The organism is Streptomyces sp. NPDC003036 (assembly GCF_040611175.1).
GTDB lineage: Bacteria > Actinomycetota > Actinomycetes > Streptomycetales > Streptomycetaceae > Streptomyces.
In genome coordinates, this window is sequence record NZ_JBEXNO010000041.1 from 51,843 (window position 1) to 68,767 (window position 16,925).

The 16,925-nt window shown below is 73.5% G+C and carries 17 protein-coding genes; 6 read left to right on the forward strand and 11 right to left on the reverse strand.

Translation table 11 applies throughout. The annotated features are described in order from the left end of the window. Window positions 1-166 precede the first annotated feature (166 nt). Both ABZX67_RS26425 and ABZX67_RS26430 read left to right on the forward strand, forming a co-directional pair. Complete coding sequence (locus tag ABZX67_RS26425) at window positions 167-1,018, forward strand: RNA polymerase sigma factor SigF (RefSeq protein WP_355364705.1); 852 nt, start codon at window positions 167-169, stop codon at window positions 1,016-1,018. A gap of 47 nt (window positions 1,019-1,065) precedes the next feature. Further along, on the forward strand, window positions 1,066-2,256 hold the full coding sequence (locus tag ABZX67_RS26430; protein ID WP_355364708.1) for a phospholipase D-like domain-containing protein: 1,191 nt from the start codon (window positions 1,066-1,068) through the stop codon (window positions 2,254-2,256). A gap of 17 nt (window positions 2,257-2,273) precedes the next feature. On the opposite strand, the gene ABZX67_RS26435 is transcribed toward ABZX67_RS26430, so the two are convergent. From ABZX67_RS26435 to ABZX67_RS26445, 3 genes are all read right to left on the reverse strand, one after another. Next, window positions 2,274-2,516, reverse strand: a complete 243-nt coding sequence (locus tag ABZX67_RS26435; RefSeq protein ID WP_355364762.1) for a DUF6411 family protein — start codon at window positions 2,514-2,516, stop codon at window positions 2,274-2,276. 47 nt (window positions 2,517-2,563) lie between these two features. Continuing rightward, the gene (locus tag ABZX67_RS26440) at window positions 2,564-3,073 is read right to left on the reverse strand and encodes a hemerythrin domain-containing protein (protein WP_355364711.1); all 510 of its coding nucleotides are present in this window, start codon (window positions 3,071-3,073) and stop codon (window positions 2,564-2,566) included. Window positions 3,074-3,145: 72 nt separating this feature from the next. Further along, window positions 3,146-4,111, reverse strand: a complete 966-nt coding sequence (locus ABZX67_RS26445; RefSeq protein ID WP_355364714.1) for a YihY/virulence factor BrkB family protein — start codon at window positions 4,109-4,111, stop codon at window positions 3,146-3,148. A gap of 264 nt (window positions 4,112-4,375) precedes the next feature. Between ABZX67_RS26445 and ABZX67_RS26450 the strand changes: the two genes are divergently transcribed. After that, window positions 4,376-5,563, forward strand: a complete 1,188-nt coding sequence (locus tag ABZX67_RS26450) for a glutamate--cysteine ligase (protein WP_355364717.1) — start codon at window positions 4,376-4,378, stop codon at window positions 5,561-5,563. Between the two features lie 88 nt (window positions 5,564-5,651). Here the strand turns inward: ABZX67_RS26450 and ABZX67_RS26455 are convergent, their stop codons facing one another. From ABZX67_RS26455 to ABZX67_RS26490, 8 genes are all read right to left on the reverse strand, one after another. Then, the gene (locus tag ABZX67_RS26455) at window positions 5,652-6,095 is read right to left on the reverse strand and encodes a DUF6069 family protein (protein WP_355364720.1); all 444 of its coding nucleotides are present in this window, start codon (window positions 6,093-6,095) and stop codon (window positions 5,652-5,654) included. A 230-nt stretch (window positions 6,096-6,325) separates the two neighbouring features. Then, window positions 6,326-6,949, reverse strand: coding sequence for an NAD(P)H:quinone oxidoreductase (gene wrbA / locus ABZX67_RS26460; protein ID WP_355364723.1), 624 nt, complete (start codon window positions 6,947-6,949; stop codon window positions 6,326-6,328). 117 nt (window positions 6,950-7,066) lie between these two features. Next, the gene (locus ABZX67_RS26465; protein WP_355364726.1) at window positions 7,067-8,515 is read right to left on the reverse strand and encodes an MFS transporter; all 1,449 of its coding nucleotides are present in this window, start codon (window positions 8,513-8,515) and stop codon (window positions 7,067-7,069) included. 295 nt (window positions 8,516-8,810) lie between these two features. Then, window positions 8,811-10,055 carry an acyl-CoA dehydrogenase family protein gene (locus ABZX67_RS26470; RefSeq protein ID WP_355364729.1) on the reverse strand — a complete coding sequence of 415 codons (1,245 nt, stop codon included), beginning with the start codon at window positions 10,053-10,055 and terminating at the stop codon, window positions 8,811-8,813. A gap of 60 nt (window positions 10,056-10,115) precedes the next feature. Continuing rightward, window positions 10,116-11,276, reverse strand: coding sequence for an acyl-CoA dehydrogenase family protein (locus ABZX67_RS26475; protein ID WP_355364732.1), 1,161 nt, complete (start codon window positions 11,274-11,276; stop codon window positions 10,116-10,118). Between the two features lie 63 nt (window positions 11,277-11,339). Continuing rightward, window positions 11,340-12,128 carry a SchA/CurD-like domain-containing protein gene (locus tag ABZX67_RS26480; protein ID WP_355364735.1) on the reverse strand — a complete coding sequence of 263 codons (789 nt, stop codon included), beginning with the start codon at window positions 12,126-12,128 and terminating at the stop codon, window positions 11,340-11,342. 56 nt (window positions 12,129-12,184) lie between these two features. After that, a complete protein-coding gene (locus ABZX67_RS26485) occupies window positions 12,185-13,429 on the reverse strand; it encodes an NAD(P)/FAD-dependent oxidoreductase (protein ID WP_355364738.1) in 1,245 nt (414 codons plus the stop codon). 160 nt (window positions 13,430-13,589) lie between these two features. Beyond that, window positions 13,590-15,029: a helix-turn-helix transcriptional regulator gene (locus ABZX67_RS26490; protein WP_355364741.1), complete on the reverse strand. Its 1,440-nt coding sequence runs from the start codon at window positions 15,027-15,029 to the stop codon at window positions 13,590-13,592. Between the two features lie 226 nt (window positions 15,030-15,255). Here ABZX67_RS26490 and ABZX67_RS26495 point away from each other — a divergent pair, with 226 nt between their 5' ends. From ABZX67_RS26495 to ABZX67_RS26505, 3 genes are all read left to right on the forward strand, one after another. Then, complete coding sequence (locus tag ABZX67_RS26495) at window positions 15,256-15,849, forward strand: NAD(P)H-dependent oxidoreductase (protein ID WP_355364744.1); 594 nt, start codon at window positions 15,256-15,258, stop codon at window positions 15,847-15,849. Window positions 15,850-16,067: 218 nt separating this feature from the next. After that, entirely contained in the window at window positions 16,068-16,424 is a 357-nt protein-coding gene (locus ABZX67_RS26500; RefSeq protein ID WP_355364747.1) for an antibiotic biosynthesis monooxygenase family protein, read from the forward strand. A 79-nt stretch (window positions 16,425-16,503) separates the two neighbouring features. Next, window positions 16,504-16,925: SchA/CurD-like domain-containing protein (locus ABZX67_RS26505; RefSeq protein WP_355364750.1), on the forward strand; the 422-nt coding region annotated here is incomplete at its 3' end.

The following is a 16,925-nucleotide window of genomic DNA, read 5'->3' on the forward strand; positions in this document are numbered from 1 at the left end:
TGCCGTCGCACCCCTCCCCCGCCTGTGGTGCAGCGGGCCGGAAGGGGTGCGGCGGCAGGCGTGGCGCGGCACTGGGAAATTTGGCCCGCATACCCGGCTCCGCTTCGGGTAGGCGCGGCCTTACGGGGGTCGAGACGAGTGCTGGTGGATGAGGGAGGGCCCGAGAATGCTGACGACGGCTACGAAGACGCTGGTGGACAACGGTGCGACGGGCCTGCCGACGGTTGACGACCCGCTCAAGGTGGCTCCGAAGGATGCCCGCACCCTGTCGAAGCTGTTCTTCGAGCGGTTGGCGGCACTGGAGGAGGGCACGCACGAGTACCAGGACGCGCGCAACACCCTCATCGAGATGAACATGTCCCTCGTCCGCTACGCGGCCGGCCGCTTCCGCAGCCGCGGCGCCGACGAGATGGAGGACATCGTCCAGGTCGGCATGATCGGTCTGATCAAGGCGATCGACCGCTTCGAGCTGTCCCGTGAGGTGGAGTTCACCACCTTCGCCGTCCCCTACATCGTCGGTGAGATCAAGCGCTTCTTCCGCGACACCTCCTGGGCCGTCCACGTCCCGCGCCGCCTCCAGGAGGCCCGGGTCGAGCTGGCCCGCGCCACCGAGGAGCTGCGCACCCGGCTCGGCCGCACCCCCACGGTCAAGGAGCTGGCCGAGCTGATGAGCCTGACGGAGGAAGAGGTCATCGAAGCCCGTCTGGCCTCCAACGGGTACAACTCCAGCTCCCTCGACGCCGCGATCACCGGCGACAACGAGGAAGGGGAAGCCGCCCTCGCCAACTTCATCGGCGCCGAAGACCCCGCCATGGAACTCGTCGAGGACTTCAACGCCCTCGCGCCTCTCATCGCCGAGCTCGACGACCGCGACCGGCAGATCCTCCACATGCGCTTCGTCGAGGAACTCACCCAGTCGCAGATCGGCGAACGCCTCGGCTGCTCGCAGATGCACGTCTCCCGCCTGCTGTCCCGTACGTTGAAGCGGCTTCGCGAAGGCATGCTCACCACTCAGTAGGCAGGACCGCGCCGGCTTGTCCCGCCCACGCCGTAGACGCCGAACAGATGACGAGCACGCACACGATGCCGGAACCTTTCTCCAGCGAACGGAAGCACCGCCTTCGGCGACGCCTGGAGCGCCTCATCGGCATCGCCGCCACGGAGGGCAACGCACTGGTGGCCCTGCGCAACGGGGACGAGATCTTCGAGGCCATGCTGGCGTCCATCCGCTCCGCCGAGCACACGGTGGACATGATGACCTTCGTCTACTGGCGCGGCGACATAGCCCGCGCGTTCGCCCGGGCCCTGGCCGACCGTGCCCGCGCGGGCGTACGGGTACGTCTGCTGCTGGACGGGTTCGGCAGCCGGCTGATCGAGAAGGACCAACTGGCGGCGATGGAGCGGGCCGGCGTCCAGGTGTCCTGGTTCCGCAAGCCGCTCTACCTCTCGCCGTTCAAGCAGAACCACCGCTGCCACCGCAAGGTCCTCGTCGTGGACGAGCACGTGGCCTTCACCGGCGGCGTCGGGATCGCCCAGGAGTGGTGCGGCGACGCCCGCAACGAGAACGAATGGCGGGACACCCACGTCGAAGTACGCGGTCCGGCCGTGGACGGCATCGCCGCGGCGTTCGCGCAGAACTGGGCCGAGTGCCACGACGAACTCTTCGACGAGCGCGACCGCTTCATCGAGCACGAGCCGCAGGGTGATGCGGTGGTGCAGGTGGTGCGCGGGTCGGCCAGCATCGGCTGGCAGGACATGCAGACGCTGATCCGGGTGGTGCTCGAATCCGCCGAGGAGCGGGTTCGCCTGGCGACCGCCTATTTCGCCCCTGACGCCCACTTCGTCGAGTTGCTGTGCGCGACAGCCCGGCGCGGGGTCGAGGTGGAGATCCTGCTGCCGGGTCCGCACACCGACAAGCGGGTCTGCCGGCTGGCCGGGCAGCGGTACTACGAAGACCTGACGGCATGCGGCGTGCGGATCTACCAGTACCAGCCGACGATGATGCACGCCAAGATCATCACTGTGGACCGGACCGCCGCACTGATCGGCTCGACGAACTTCAACCGGCGCTCCCTCGACCACGACGAAGAGGTCATGCTCGCCGTCCTGGACGAGGCCTTCACCGCCACCCTGGACGAGCACTTCGACCAGGACCTCAAGGCAAGTGAAAGGATCAGCGGCGGCCGCTGGAAGAAGCGCTCCCTCGTACAGCGAGCCAGGGAAGCGGCCGTACTGCCGATGCGCCGCTTCCTGTAGCTCGGGTCCACCAGGGGTCAGAACGGCAGGCGGGAACGTCCCTTGCGGCCGGCGCGAGCGCTGCGCCCGACCGCGCGGTTACTGCTGTGGAAGGGCTTGCTCAGCCAGCGGCCGAGAAACCCGGGCGCCTTGTTGGCGCCTCGCGCTCCCAGGCCGAGGGACTTCTGCGTCCCTTTCTGCGGGCCATGGGACAGCTTCGGCACCAGGAACCCCAGAACGAGAAGCAGTGCGCACACCACGACAACTACTGCTATGACCATGATTCTTCCTTCGTTCGGCCGGTCGGTCGGACGGTCGACATAGAGGGTCAACTGCGCGAATCCACCAGTTTGCGTACGTTCTCGACGCTGCCGCAGGCGGCCTCCAGATACTGCGCACGCGCTTCGCTGAAGGCCGTGCCGAGCTCCGCACGGCGATCGTCGCCGACGTTCTCGCGCGCGTCGTTGAGGAGCGTCCGCTCCTCCTCGTCCGCGTGGTGGTTGACCGCCGTGACGAGCTGTTCGAGCTTGTCCTCCCATTCCTGGGACGTGACGTCCTTCACTTCGAGCAGGGCGAGCAAGGCCTCGTTGGCCTCCGTGTGTTCGTGCACGCTGTGCTCGACGTCGTCGTCGTCCACGTTCTTGTACCGCCGCAGCGCGGGGTAGACCTTGTCCTCCTCCGCAGAGGCATGGGCGATGAGAAGGTGGGCGAACTCCTCCAGGGCGGCGGCACGGTCGGCTTCGACGTTGCGCAGCGTGCGGAAGAGCTCCTCCATGCGGCGGTGGTCCCGCAGGATGAGCTCGACGACGTCACCGGTCTGCACGTCACCGGTCTGCATACTCACTCCTCAATCCGGAGGCGATGGTCAGGTCCTGCGGATACCCCGGTTCCCACAGGTCAGACACCGGCGTCAGGCGCCCGGGCCGGGGTCCGGGTGGACCGGTTCCGTGATCCCCGCCCGTGCCGCTTCGAGCTGGGCGGCGAAGGCGACGCCGAGGAAGAGGGCGATGCCCGTCACATTCGCCCACAGCAGCAGCGCGACGAACGCGGTCAAGGGGCCGTACACCGCTCCGAAGGATCCGCTGCCGCCGATGTAGAGGCCCAGGAGCCAGGTGGCGACGACCCACAAGAGGAGATGGATGCCGGACCCGAACACGAGCCAGGTGTAGCCGGGCTGGTCCCGGCGGGGAGCCCAGCGGAAGATCACGGCGGAGGCGAGTGCCGCGAGCAGCGTCCCGAGCGGCAGGTGGAACGGCCGCCACCAGGTGAGCAGGTGCGGCGGCCAGTGCAGTGCCCGCGTCACCGACTCGCCGATCTCGGGACCGGCGACGATGACGAGGAAGCCGATCCCCAGGGGAAGTCCCGCGCCGACGGCGAGCAGGACGCCCCTGCCGTACTTGGCGGCGAAGGGCCGGTCCCGCTCGATGCCGTAGATGCGGTTGCAGCCCCGCTCGATCTGGCCCATGGCGGAGGCGAGGTTCAGGACCGCGAAGGCGAGGCCCAGCCACATGGCCACGGCCCCGGCCCTGTCCGCGCCCGCGCTCTGCCGGGTGTCGGCGAGCGCCTGCCGCACCAGGTCCGCGCTGGCGCCCGGCACGATGCGCGCCAGGGACAGCTCGATGGCCTGTCCCAGACCCTCGGTGTGCATGGTCGTCGTCACGCCGACCAGGGCGATGGTGAAGGGGACGATGCCGAGCACCACTTGGTAGCCGAGCGACCGGGCGAAGCTGAATCCGTCCGCGTACCGGAAGCGGGCGAAGGAGTCGACGAGCAGCGTGCGACCGCCGTAGCGCCGCAGCGCGGTGAACGCCTCGTCACCGGAGAGTTCCTCGCCGACCATGTCCCGCGTCTGCGGAACGTGCACCACCGTGCCCATGACGTCCTTCCCGGCCAGCGGCGCGTCCTGCCTGACGCGCGACGTCTGCCGTGTGCCCGGCCGAGAGAGCGTATACGCGCTCTTGCGGGTCGCCGGGCATGTCAGGCATGTCATCACCGCGCACCAGAACCCCAGGAAGTGCCGGGCGTATCAACGGCGTCACGGGGAAACCGGACCTCCCAGCACGCCCCGCGCCGCCGCGCCGCCGACCGAGAACCCGGCGACCGCTGACGCGTGCGCGCGAAGAATCGGTGAGGAGTGGCCATGACCGTCCGTGTGGGTGTCGAGGAGGAGTTCCACGTGGTGGATGTGGAGAGCCGGATGTCGGTCCCACGGGCGAACGCGCTGCTCGGGCAGGTGCCGGGAGAGGGTTTCACGACCGAGCTGAAGCAGTCCGTCGTGGAGTCCAACAGTGGCGTGCACGCGTCGCTGGAGGCGCTGCACGCGGACCTGACCCGGTCCCGCCGTGCGCTGGATGAAGCCGCCTCTTCCCAGGGCTTGGCCGTCGTGGCGGCGGGAACGGTGCCGTTGGCCCGGGTGACCCGCGGGGACACCACCGCGGACGCGCGGTACGAGCGCATGGTCGACGCGTACCGCCTGGTCGCCGACGAGCAGCTCATCTGCGGTGCGCAGGTCCATGTCGACGTCCCCGACCGCGACACGGCCGTACGGGCCATGTGCGCCATCGCCCCCTGGCTGCCGACACTGCTGGCGCTGTCGGCCAGCTCCCCCTTCTGGCTGGGTGCCGATACGGGATACGCCAGCTGGCGGACGATGCTGTGGCAGCGCTGGCCCACCGCCGGGCCGGCGGGCTGCTTCGCCGACGCCGCCGACTACGACGCCACGGTCGAAGAGCTGGTGCGCTCCGGGGTGATCAGCGACGCGGGCATGGTCTATTACGACGTACGCCCCTCCAGCCACCAGCAGACCCTGGAGCTGCGCATCAGTGATGCCTGCCCGCGGGCCGAGACGGTGGTGCTGATCGCCGGGCTCTTCCGCGCACTCGTCCTCGACGCCTGCGCTCGCCCGGCGGGAACGCGTGAGGAGTGCGCGTGCGGCGGCAGGCAGGAGTGGCTGCGGGCAGCTGGATGGCGCGCGGCACGATCGGGCCTCGAAGGAGACCTGGTCGATCCGGTCACCCATCTCGCTGCGCCCGCGTCTTACGTGGTGCGCTCCATGCTGTGCCGGCTGCGCCCCTGGCTGGAGGAGCTCGGAGACTGGGAGACGGTCAACGACCTGGCCGAGGCGGCCCTGGCCGAGGGCAGCGCCGCGCACCGCCTTCGCCGAGTGGCCCAGGACGACGACATACGGGCGTGCGTCGACATGATGATCGCCGAAACGCGCGGCGAACGCGCGCCCGGTCGGCGTCGCTCTGCCCACGTGGCCCCCCGCGCCGGAGGCTCGGTCGGCGCCCCGGCCCCGGCCCCTGAGGACACGTCCTTGGCGGCATAGGGGATTCATGCGCTGGAGTAACGCCGACGCCCCCTGCCCGAGGTCCGGGCAGGGGGCGCGGTCGTGTGAAAGGTCGGCGTGTGCGGGGTCAGGCGGGGGTGGTCTGGGTCGCTCGTTGGTCCGCCGTGGGCAGGGCGCGGGACACGCCGTAGCCGATGAGGCCGCCGGTCAGCAGGTGCATCGCCGTGAGCGCGGCGACCGTGCCGCCGCCGGCGCCGGACGTCAGCGGACCGGCGCAGGAGAGCAGGGTCAGGCCGCCGACCACGGCCAGGAAGGCCGTGCGCGGGGAGCGCAGGAAGCGCTTGAGGGCGAGGCCGAACAGGACGGCCAGGACCGCCGGGATGAGCGTCATGAAGAGGATGGGCACCGGGCCGACGGTCTGCGGCGGATTGCCGTTCCAGCCGGGGACGACCAGATCGCCGCCGGAGGAGACGCGGGCGATGCCGAAGACCACGAGGTTGGCCGCCACGGCGATCACGCCGAAGAGCATGCCGGACGGCCAGATACGCGGCTGAGCGGAGGTACTGGACATGGTGACTCCTGCGGATGAGCACGTGGCGCGCGGGCCGTGAGCGGCTCAGGCCCCCGGCACGCGAGGCGCGGACGGGATGGACAGGGGGACTTGCATGCGAGTGGGGACGGAACGCCCTGCCGGGCGGCGGCGTACGTGCCGCCCGGCAGGCCGGCTCTACGGGACCGGCCGGGATGGGGCCGCCGCCGACCGGGCGTCCGGGGCGGACTGCCGGTCGGTCGGACGGGTCGTCAGACGACCGGGTCCGCGGGTGCCAGGCGCGCCGCGGTCCGGGACACCAGCGCGCCGAGGAAGCGCGCGGCCTCCAGGTCGTCCTCGGTCGGCATCAGGCCCGAGGGGCCGCCGGCCTGGGCGACCGAACCGTAGGGGCTGGAGGCGCGGTACTGCACGGGGTCGGCGTAGCCGGGAGACACGATCAGCATGCCGAAGTGCATCATCGCGGTCAGCAGGTCGTGAACGGTCCGCTCCATACCGCCGTGCGGCGTGGAGGCGGCCGAGAAGGCGGCGCCCACCTTGCCCTGGAGCGCGCCGGTGACCCACAGGCCCGCCGCGTCCTCCAGGAACTTGCGCATCGACGCCGACATGCCGCCGAACCGGGTGCCGCTGCCCAGGATGACGGCGTCGGCCCACGCCAGGTCGTCGTTGGTCGCGACGGGGTGGGAGGCGACCCGCTCGGTGAACAGGCTCCCGATCCGCGGGTCCTGGGCGAGCTCCTCGTCACTGCGGATGTCGGGCACCCTCAGCAGCCGGACCTCGTTGGTGTCCGCCGCCTTCGCGGCGCCCTCTGCTACTGCGTCCGCCAGGGACAGGGCCGAGCCGGCGAGGCTGTGGGCGATAACTGCGATCTTGGTCATGACGAAACAGGCTCCACTTCCGGTGATGAGCGAACGCGATCGTGCGAGGTGGTGCCGGCCGACGCCGGCCGTGCCGGGTGAGAAACGGTGGGGAATGGACGGGAACGGGGGGCCGGGTCAGGCCCGCGGGCTCTGCGGAGGTACGCGGTTCCCCCCGGCGGACTCGGCGTCCGGGCCGGTGCCGGCCTGGCCCGCCGGCTGGGTGGGCCGCGGCGGCCCGGGCGGGCCTGGCGGGCCCTGCGGCAGGGGCTCCATGCCCCGGGTGAGGAGAAGGAACGCGCCGAGCGCGGCCGCGATGGCCACCGGCGCGACGACGAAGGCCGTCACGAGGCCGTCCCCGGTCGATCCGCCGCTGCGGTCTCCGATGAGCCAGATGATGGTGGCCAGGGCCGGGCCGAGTGCCAGGCCGATCTGTCGGCCGGTGCCCGAGAGCGCCGCCGACGTACCGCGCAGCTGCGGCGGCGCACTCGTCATCAGCATCGTCTGGTTGGGCCCGGCGAACAGGCCGAGGCCCAGGCCGCACAGCAGCAGGGCGCAGACCAGCAGCGCGGGAGGCCAGGACTTGATACCGAGCATCAGCAGCACCGAGCCCGCCAGCATGGAGGTGAGGCCCAGGGCGGCGGTGACGCGGGGCTTCCCCTTGTCGACCAGGTAGCCGGCGAACGGCCCGACGGCGCCCATGGCGAGCGGCTGGAACAGCAGCAGCAGGCCGATGGTCGACGCCGACCAGCCGCGGAACGCTTCCAGGGCGAACGGCGGGAGGTAGTACAGGGTGCCGCTGGCGACGGTGGTGAGGGACAGGGACAGGACGCACGCGGCGACGGCCGACACGCCGAGTGAGCCGCGGGCCGCGCCGTAGCCGGTGGTGCGCCGCCAGAGCAGGAAGCAGACCACCGTGGCCACCAGCAGGGCTCCGACGAACAGGAGGTTCGGATCGGGGCCGGCGAGCAGGGTGAGGGCGGCGAAGACGCTCAGCGTCCCCGCGGCCACGATCACGCTCTCCAGGGCGAGTCCGGCCGACGGCAGCCGCATCGGGGACAGGGCCGCCAGATGGCGGATGCCGACGACGACGGCGGCCAGGCTGAACGGCACCACCACGAAGAACACGGACTCCCAGCCCCAGAGGTCCACCAGCGGGCCGCCGAGGGCCGGTCCGCTGACCGCGCCGAGAGGCCCCAGGACCCCGATGATGCTCAGGGCACGGCCGCGCTGGGAGGGCGGTACGGCGCGGGTGGCGATGACCGGGACGACGGCGGCCAGCAGGGCGCCGAAGACGCCTTGCAGCAGACGGGCCCCGAGCAGCAGCGGCAGGTTCGCGGCGAACCCGGCCAGGGCGCTCGCCAGCGCGAACCCGAGCGCCCCGACCACGAACGTGCCGCGGACGTCGGAGGAGTCCACGTACCGCCCGGCCGGGAGGCCGAGGGCGACCATGGCGCCGGCGTAGATGAGGATGAGCCACTCGCCCTCGTGCGGCGAGGTGGAGAGTTCCTGGTTGAGGTCCGGGAGGGCGATGGCGACGGCCGTCATGTCGAAGGTCGTCATGAAGATGGCGAGGCCCGTGGCCACGACGGCGAACCATCCCGAGCCGGCGATCAGCGGGTCTTTTCCACCGGGGGGCCCCGGCGGGCCCGGAGGGCCGCCGGCAGGCGGTGGTGTGGCCTGCCCCCCGGGATTCCCAGGTGTGTCAGAAGGCATGCGGCAAATCTATTAGTCGGCTAACTATCTTGCAAGGGGTTCCTGACGCGGCGCCAAAACAGGGGGCCGCCGACCGAATGAGCGTCCGACGCTCCGTCAACCGCGCATGTCTCTACGGGCCTACGCGGCTGCGCAGACCCGTACGGCTCCGGTGACCGACGCGGCGTCAGACGAGCAGGGAGTCCATGCCGGACAGCGCCTCCGGGCGCAGCAGGGCGCGGGCGGTACGGCCCACCGCGGCGGTCGAGAAGGCGATGTGGCTGGCGGCGGTCAGCGCGTCCCGCCAGGCCCGCTGGAGGGGGTCGCTCAGGTGGATCGCACTGCCCCCGGACGTGTGGAACGCCCACTCCGCCGTCTCCACGCACACCCGCACCGCGTGCTGCACCGCCGCCGCCAGGGCCGCCCGGTCCCGTACCGGGTCGGCCGTCTCCTCCGCGCCGAGGGTCGCGATCGCCTCCGCCACCAGGAGCCGCGCCGCCCGCGCCTCACTGCGCGCCCGCAGCAGCCGGGACTGCACCAGCGGGTCGTCGAGCAGCACATGGCGGTTGCCCAGCCGGCCCTTGGCGGCGGCGGTCTCGGTGAAGTCGTCGATGACGCGCCGGGTGAGCCCGAGGGGGAAGCCCGCCATGACCGTCATGAGGAAGGTGAACAGCGAGTGGCGGTACAGAGCGGCGCCGCACCGGGCCGGCTCCCGCAGCGGATCGAAGGTGCGCGCGGCGGGCACCCACACGTCCTCCAGCACCACGTCGTCGCTGGCGGTACCGCGCAGACCCATGACGTCCCACGTGGGCAGGGTCCGTGCCGCTCCGGCGGGCACGGCCGCCCACCGGATGGGGGGCGGCCCCGAGGGCCGTTCGCCCGCCGGTACGCCGGGGGGCGGGCCGTCCGGGCCCCCGCCCGGCGCGCCGGGGAGGAAGGCGACGACCAGCCACTGGGCGTGCCGGCAGCCCGAGTTGTACGGCCAGCGGCCCGACAGCCGGAACCCCGGGGTGCCGTCCGGGCCCGCCGCGGGCACACCGCGCCCGGCCGGGGCCATCGACCCCGCCACTCGGGGGTCCGGGGTCGTACCGGTGATCTCCCGGGCCGCGCCGGGGTCCATCCAGGCGAGGCAACCGGAGGACTGGCCGATCAGCGCGGTCCAGCCGAGCGAGGCGTCGGCGTACGTCAGCTCCTCCACGGCGCGGACGATCTCGCCGGGCGCGCTGCCGAGGCCGCCGAGCTCCCGCGGCAGGGCGAGGGAGAACAGCCGCGCCTCGTCCAGGGCCGTGAGCACCTCCTCGGGAAGGACGCCGTCGCGGTCGGTCCGTTCCGCGTACGGCCGGGCCAGGTCGGCGACGCGGGCGCAGCGGGCGAGCAGGTCGTCCGGGGCGGCGAGCGGATCGGCGGTGCTGAGGGTGGCGGGGCTGCTCATCGGTCACCTCTGATACGGGGCGGGACTGTGCGGACACGGCCAAGTTCGGTGGAACCGGGTTCACACCTGGAAGAGCGAGAACGGCTGCGGCAGCCCGAAACGGGTCCGCGCGTGGCGCTGGGCCATGTCGTCCGAGAAGGCGAAGTGCTGCCCGGCGGCGTGCAGATCGCGCACGCAGCGCTGCAGCGGGTGGTCCGTGCGCAGCGCGGACGTACCGGCGAGGCGGAGGGCGGTGGTCGCGGCCGCCCGGCAGGTCTCCAGGGCGTGCCCGACGGCGGCCGCGACGCGTGCCCGCAGCTCCGGGGACGGGGTGTCCCCGGCCGCCAGGACGTCCCACGTCCGGCCCAGCACCTCGTGCGTGAAGGCGCGCGCCGCGCCGACGGCGGCCTCCGCGCGGAGCAGCGCGGTGAGGGTCTCCGCCTCGTCCAGCAGCGGGGACGAACTCCCGGGCCGCCGCTTGGCGGCCGCCAGCGCCGCCGTCTCCTCCAGCGCCCGCCGGGCGGCGCCGAGGGGGACGCCCGCCAGCAGGACCATGAGGATGTTGAGGGCGGACAGCCGGTGGAGCTCCGCCCCGTGCGGCGCGGGCCCCTGCAACGACACGGTGTGGGACAGCGGGACCTCCACCCCGGCCAGCGAGACGTCGTGGCTCGCGGTGCCGCGCAGCCCCATGGTGTCCCAGGTGTCGTGGACGGTGGCCGACGGGGCCGGTACGAAGGCGACCCGGGCGTCGACCGGGGGGCCGGCGGCGCCGCGCTCCCGGTAGCCGGCCATCACCAGGTCGGCGTGCGGGACGCCGGAGCAGAAGCTCCACCGGCCGGTCAGGCGGACGGCCGACCCGGTCCCGGTCGGGTCGGCCGTGCCGACGGGGGCGGTGGAGCCGGCCAGGACCGCTCCACCGCGGGTCAGCTCCCGGGCCGCGTCGGGCTCGAGCCAGGCCAGGAAGGCGTTGGTGTTGCCGATCGCCAGGCACCAGCCGGTGGCGGTGTCCGCGTACGCGACCTCCTCCACCACGGCGGCGATGTCGGGGAAGGGCAGCCGGACGCCACCGAGGTGCGCGGGCAGTCCGATGCGGAACAGCCCGGCGTCGCGCAGCGCGTCCGTGACGGCGGCCGGCAGCGCACGGTCGAGCTCGATGTCGGCGGAGTGCGTACCGATCTTCCCGGCCATGTCACGGGCGGCGGTGAGGCAGTCGGTGGCGAGGCCGCCGGTGGCGTGGGTCATCCGATTCTCCTTGGATCAGGGCCCCGGCGCGCCGCTTCGGCGGCGGAAGGGGAGCGGTGCCGGTCAGGCGTGGCCGGTGACCGGCGTGAGGGTGCCGGTGGCGAGGAACCGGTCGAAGCCGTCCTCGGTGCGCAGGTCGTAGCCGGGGAGCAGCAGCCCGGCGAGCCGCTGGGCGCCGGGTCCCTTGGAGGCGGTACGCCGCAGGTGGGCCATGCCGGCGGAGATGTCCCCGGCCACCTCGATCAGCCGGACGACGGTGTCGTCCCGGCGGAACAGCGAGGTGGAGGCGAGGGCGATGGAGGTGCCGGCCGACGCGGGGCGGCCGTTCACCGGGAGGTCGCGGCCGCCGGTGAGGGCGTCCTGGATGGCCTCGCCCCGGCCCGGCCGGGCCGGATAGCGCAGGGCGGCGAGGCGGCGCGGCACGTCCGGGCCCGGCAGCAGCCGGTCCTCGGTGATCCGGCCGGCGAACGGCATCACCGCCATCTTCCGGTGCGCGGCCCGCAGTTGCTCGGGGCCGGGCGGAGCCGGGTCCTGGGCCGGGTCCGGCGCCGGGCACACGCCCGCGGCCCGGGCGAGCGGCAGGTCGGCCTCGGCGACCCCGGGGAGGCCGGCGGCGTACTCGAGCGCGGCGTACAGACTGTCCGCATCGGGGGTTCCCGTCGGCGCGGTCCCGAGCGGTTCGAAGTCCAGGAAGCGGATGAGCAGGCCATCGCCGTGGAAGGCGTGCTCGGCGGCGAGCCGGTAGGTGCCGTCGTCCCAGCCCGTCGGCCAGGGATGGGCGGCGCAGTGGGCGACGGCCGGGCCGAGGCGGTCCGCCGGAAGGGCGTACAGCAGTGCCAGACGGGGCTTCATGGCCGGCTGTGAAGCGGCTGTCGCAGCGGTGGACGGAGTCGGGGTCGTGTTCGTGGTCATCGCCGGGCCGCCTCCCGTGCGGTGCCGCGGCCGGCGGGGGCGGCCGCTGCGAGGAGATCGCGCTCGTCCAGGCGCAGGGCCGCGCGCCGCTGCCAGACGGAATGGGGGGTGCAGCGCAGCACGGTGTCGCGTACGCGGACGGCGACCGCGTTGTCGAGGTGGTGCAGTCCGCCGAGGCCACGGGCCTCTTCGGCGACCTTCCGGGCGGGGCCGCGGCGGGTGGCGGCGTAGTCGGCGAGAGCGCCCTCGATCCGGCCCGGCCCGTCCGCGGCGCCGACGCCGGCCAGGGCGGTGGCCAGCGCCAGGGCGTCGAGGAGGGCCTGGGCACCGCCCTGGCCGGTGACCGGCTCCATGGCGTGCGCCGCGTCGCCCAGCAGCACGACGCGCCCGGTGTGCCAGGTGTCGCAGCCCTCGACCGTGTCGACCGCGGTGTGCAGGATGTCGTGGGCCGGGGTCGCCCCGACGAGTTCCCGGGCCCGGGACGGCAGGTCGGCGGGGTCCGGGGGCCCGGCCGGGGCGGCGCCGGCGGACGGTCCGGGGCGGAGGCGGGTGGCCACCCAGTAGGTGCGGCCGTCCGGCAGGGGCCAGTGGCCGAAGGTGCGGCCGCGACCGAGGTAGTGGCGGGCCGTGTGCGGTCCTGTCGCCGGCGGTCGGGCGGCGGCCACGCCGCGCCAGGTGAGGTATCCGGCGGTGCGGGGTGTGCCGGGCAGGCCCGCGAGGCGGCGGACCGCGGACCGTACGCCGTCGGCCCCGACCACCAGGTCCCCCGTGAAGGACCGCCCGTCCGCGGTCCGGACCGTCACGCCGGTGCCGTCGTCCACGGCCGCGATCTCCCGCACCTCGGCGCCGAACACCAGCTCGGTGGCGTCCCGGTGCGTCAGAGCGGCGTCGCGGAGGGCGGTGAGCAGCACATGGCGGGGGACGGTGACGTTGGGGGCGGACATCTCACGGCCGAGGGCGCCCGGGGACCACCAGGCGAGGCGGCGTCCCCGCCAGGAGGCGATCTCGAAGCGCTCCACCGGAACGCCGCACTCCTCCACGGGCGCGGAGGCGCCGAGGGCGCGCAGCGCCAGGACGGCGTTGCTCTGCACGCCGAGGTGGCCTCCCACCCGGGTGAGAGCGGGTGCCCGCTCCAGGACGGTGACCCGGTGTCCCCGGGCGGCCAGCCCCCGGGCGGCGGCGAGACCACCGACCCCCGCCCCTACGACGAGGACATGAAGACGATCGCGTACCGCGGCCATGACGGCCTCCTCCACTGGACGGTCCCCGGTCAGGAGGATCGTAAGGAGGCCTATGACAGTTAGTCAATGAAGTAAGGGTCCACATCGACGCTCGTTGACAGTTTGTGACACGTCTCCTTTTCCGCGTACGGCGGTACGTCATGGGGGGCGTCGGCGCCGGTCAACTCCGGCCGATGCCGACCGCCCCGAGTGCCTTGCGGAAGGCGGCCAGCGCGCCCTCCGCGTCCCCGGCGCGCTCCAGCAGCTCGCCGGTCTCGCGCCAGGCGTCGGCGGCCTCCCGGCCCTCGGGCACGCGCCGCAGCACCTCGGCCGCGGCGGTCGCCTGCTCCCCCGCGGCCTCCCGGTCGCCCGCCTCGGCGCGGATGCGGCCCAGCATGAGCCGGATGCGCACCTCGGCGAGAGGGGCGCCGGGGTCCGCGTCCGACAGGGCGTCGAGCGACCTCTCGGCGAGCTGCCGGGCCGCTTCCAACTCGCCCTCTCGCAGGGCCACTTCGGCCAGGGCGGCGGCGCACCGGCCCGCCGTCGCCGCGTCGCCCAGCGCGGAGAGCTCCCGGCAGGAGGTACGCAGCGCGTCGACCACGTCGTCCCCGCCGTCGCCCCGCCCGTACAGCAGCAGCGCGGCCGTCGCCCGGAACCGGGCGGCGCGCCTGCGCTCCTGACCGAACAGCACGACCGCCCGGGTGCTGTCGACGATCCGCAGCGCCTCGGTGACCAGGCCCTGTTCGCGGGCCCTGCTCGCGGCGGCCAGCCGGGCGCGGACCCGGCCGGTCTCCGAGTCGGCCAGGCCGTCAGCCGCCAGCGTCCGGCGGGCCACCGCCTCCGCCGCCGGGGCCCCGAGCTCGTCCATGGCCAGCAGGAGCACCTCGCGCAGCTCGGCCGCGTAGCAGTCCTCGTCCAGCCGGAGGGAGGCGAGCAGGGCGAGGCCCTGGCGGGCGGCGCGAGCGGCGTCTTCCGGGCGGCCCAGCGCCCGGTAACCACGGGCCAGGGCGGCGAAGACGGCGGTCGGCGGGCAGGGGAAGGCGCTGTCCGGGTCGGTGGAGGACCGGCGGTCGGCGTCCGCCTCCGCGTCGTCCTCCTCGCCGGTGCCGCGCCAGGAGGCGGGCATCGCGTCGACCAGACCCTCCAGCAGCCGCACCGCGTCCACCGGCTCCCCGGTGAGCTCGGCGATCAGCGCGCGCAGGAGCCTGACCTGCTCGCCGTACCCGGGGTAGTGCACCATGCCGTCGCCGGTCACGGCGTTCAGCTCCGCCCGGGCCGTCTCCGCGTCGCCGCTGAGCACGGCGAGTTCGGTGCGGGCCAGGGCCAGGCGCAGCGTGGCGCCGCCGGCCGGTTCGACCCCGTCGCGGAGGAACTCGACGGTGCAGCCCAGCTGTTGGGCGAGGTAGTGCAAGGTGCGCTGGGTGGGCTGGCGGTGCCCCGACTCCAGCAGGGAGATCGCGCTGGGCGAGACCACGTCGCCGGCGAGGGCCGACTGCGACAGCCCGCGGCGCAGTCGCAGTTCGCGCAGCCGCCGCCCGAGGGCGGGCTGTACGTCGTGGACCGGCGGACCCGCGTCGGGGCGGGCCTCGGGGGGCGAGGCGCCGTCTGCGTCATTGGTCATGAGGGGGGTTACTCCGCGCTTTCTCGCACGCTGCAGGGATCTGGGGTCAATGTAGGCCATCGATCAGGAGCTCCCCGAAAAGTCGACGTCTGATGCAATGACAGGCTGTAAAGACAGTTTCGGTGAAAGCTTGACAGCTGTCGGCGGTGGCCGCCTAGACTTCTACTCGTTGCCCGACCGGTTGTGACAGTCGGGGAGCACAGATGTACGGGGGGATGTGTCACTCATGTCAATTCGCGTGCTCGTGGCCTTTCACAGCGGCAGCGGCACCGTCGCCGAACTCGCGGCCTCGGTGGAGACCGGCGCCCGGGAAGCCGGCGCCGTCACCCGGCTCCGGCGGCTCGGCCCGCCCACCGGTGGGGAGGAGACGCCCGGCGTGCCGGCAGTACCGCCGCCGGCACGGGTCGAGGACGTGCTGTGGGCGCAGGTCGTCGCCCTGGGCACCCCGACGTACTTCGGGAACGCCTCCAGCGAGGTGCTGTGGTTCCTGGAGCAGTGCGGCGCCGCCGCGGAGCGCGACGCCCTCGCCCACAAGGTGGTCACCGCGTTCACCGCGGCCTCGTCGGCCAACGGCGGCCAGGAGGCCGTTCTGCTCGCCCTGCACCGAACCGTCGCCGAATGGGGCGCGCTGACCGTGCCCACCGGCTACACCGACCGCGCCTTCCGCACCGTCGGCGGCAATCCCTACGGGCTCTCCGTGACCACCGGCCCGGCCGGACCGCTCGACCCGGGCGAGGCGGCGATGGCCGGACGCGCCCTCGGCAGGCGGGCCGTCGCCCTGGCGGACCGCTACGTCGCCCCGCCCGTCACCGCTCACTGAGCCCGCGCCGCGCGCTGCGCGACCCCCACAACCTCCTCCCCCGCGCACGTCCAGGGCGCCGTTTCCGTGCGCCTCGGGGGCGCCGCCTGTCCGTACTCCGCACCTCGCCCTCGTAGTCCGCACGCCGTACTCCGCACGCCGTCGGCGACCCGCGGACGTCCGGGGAGCAGTCCTGCCGGCCGCCCGGCCGGCCCGTACGCAAGCCATCGGGAGCCCACATGAGTTCAGCGCCCACCTCAGCCGCCCAGGACACCACCGGTCCGGGCAGCGCATCGGACGTCCCGCTCCGGGTGATCTTCATGGTCACCGTGCCCGAGGACCGCACCGAGCGGTTCCTGGCCGCCTACGACGGCATCTCGCGCCGCGTCGCCGAGGTCGACGGCCACGTCGAGGACCAGGTCGCCCAGAGCACCACCGACCCCACGCGCTGGGTCATCACCAGCCTGTGGGAGACCGCTGCCGCCTTCGAGGTCTGGGAGCGCAGCACCGAGCACCGCACCCTCGTGGCCCCGATGCGCGAGTGCTTCGCCGACCCGGTGTCGCTGCGCTTCGCGGTACGGCGGCAGACCCGCTGATCCCTGATCCCTGGTCCGCCGGCACGCCGACTCACCGACCCGCCGACCCGCGCCCGCCTCTCCGGAAGGAACCACCGCCATGCCAGGACCAGCCACCCCGGACACCCGCGGTCCGGCTCAGCCGGCTCAGCCGCGTACCGGCGCCCCCGGCGAGCCCGGTCTCCTGCACCGCGTCGCCCTCAGCTTCACCGTCCGGCCCGACGCCACCGAGCGGGCCGCCGAGGCCCTCGCCGGCTACCGGGCGCCCGAGACCCGGGTGGACGAGCGCACCCGGCTGCTCGCGACCACGGTCTTCCTCGGCGGAAACCGGGTCCTGCGGGTCGCCGACCTCACCGGCGACGTGGGCGCGGCGCTGCGCCACCTCAGCGCCCAGCCCACCGTCCGGGCCGTCGAGCGGGCCCTCGACCCGCTGCTCACCGAGCCCCGTGACCTCTCGAACCCCGAGGGCGCCCGCGCCTTCTTCGCCCGCGCCATGCTGCACTGCGCGGGCCCCCAGCGCCC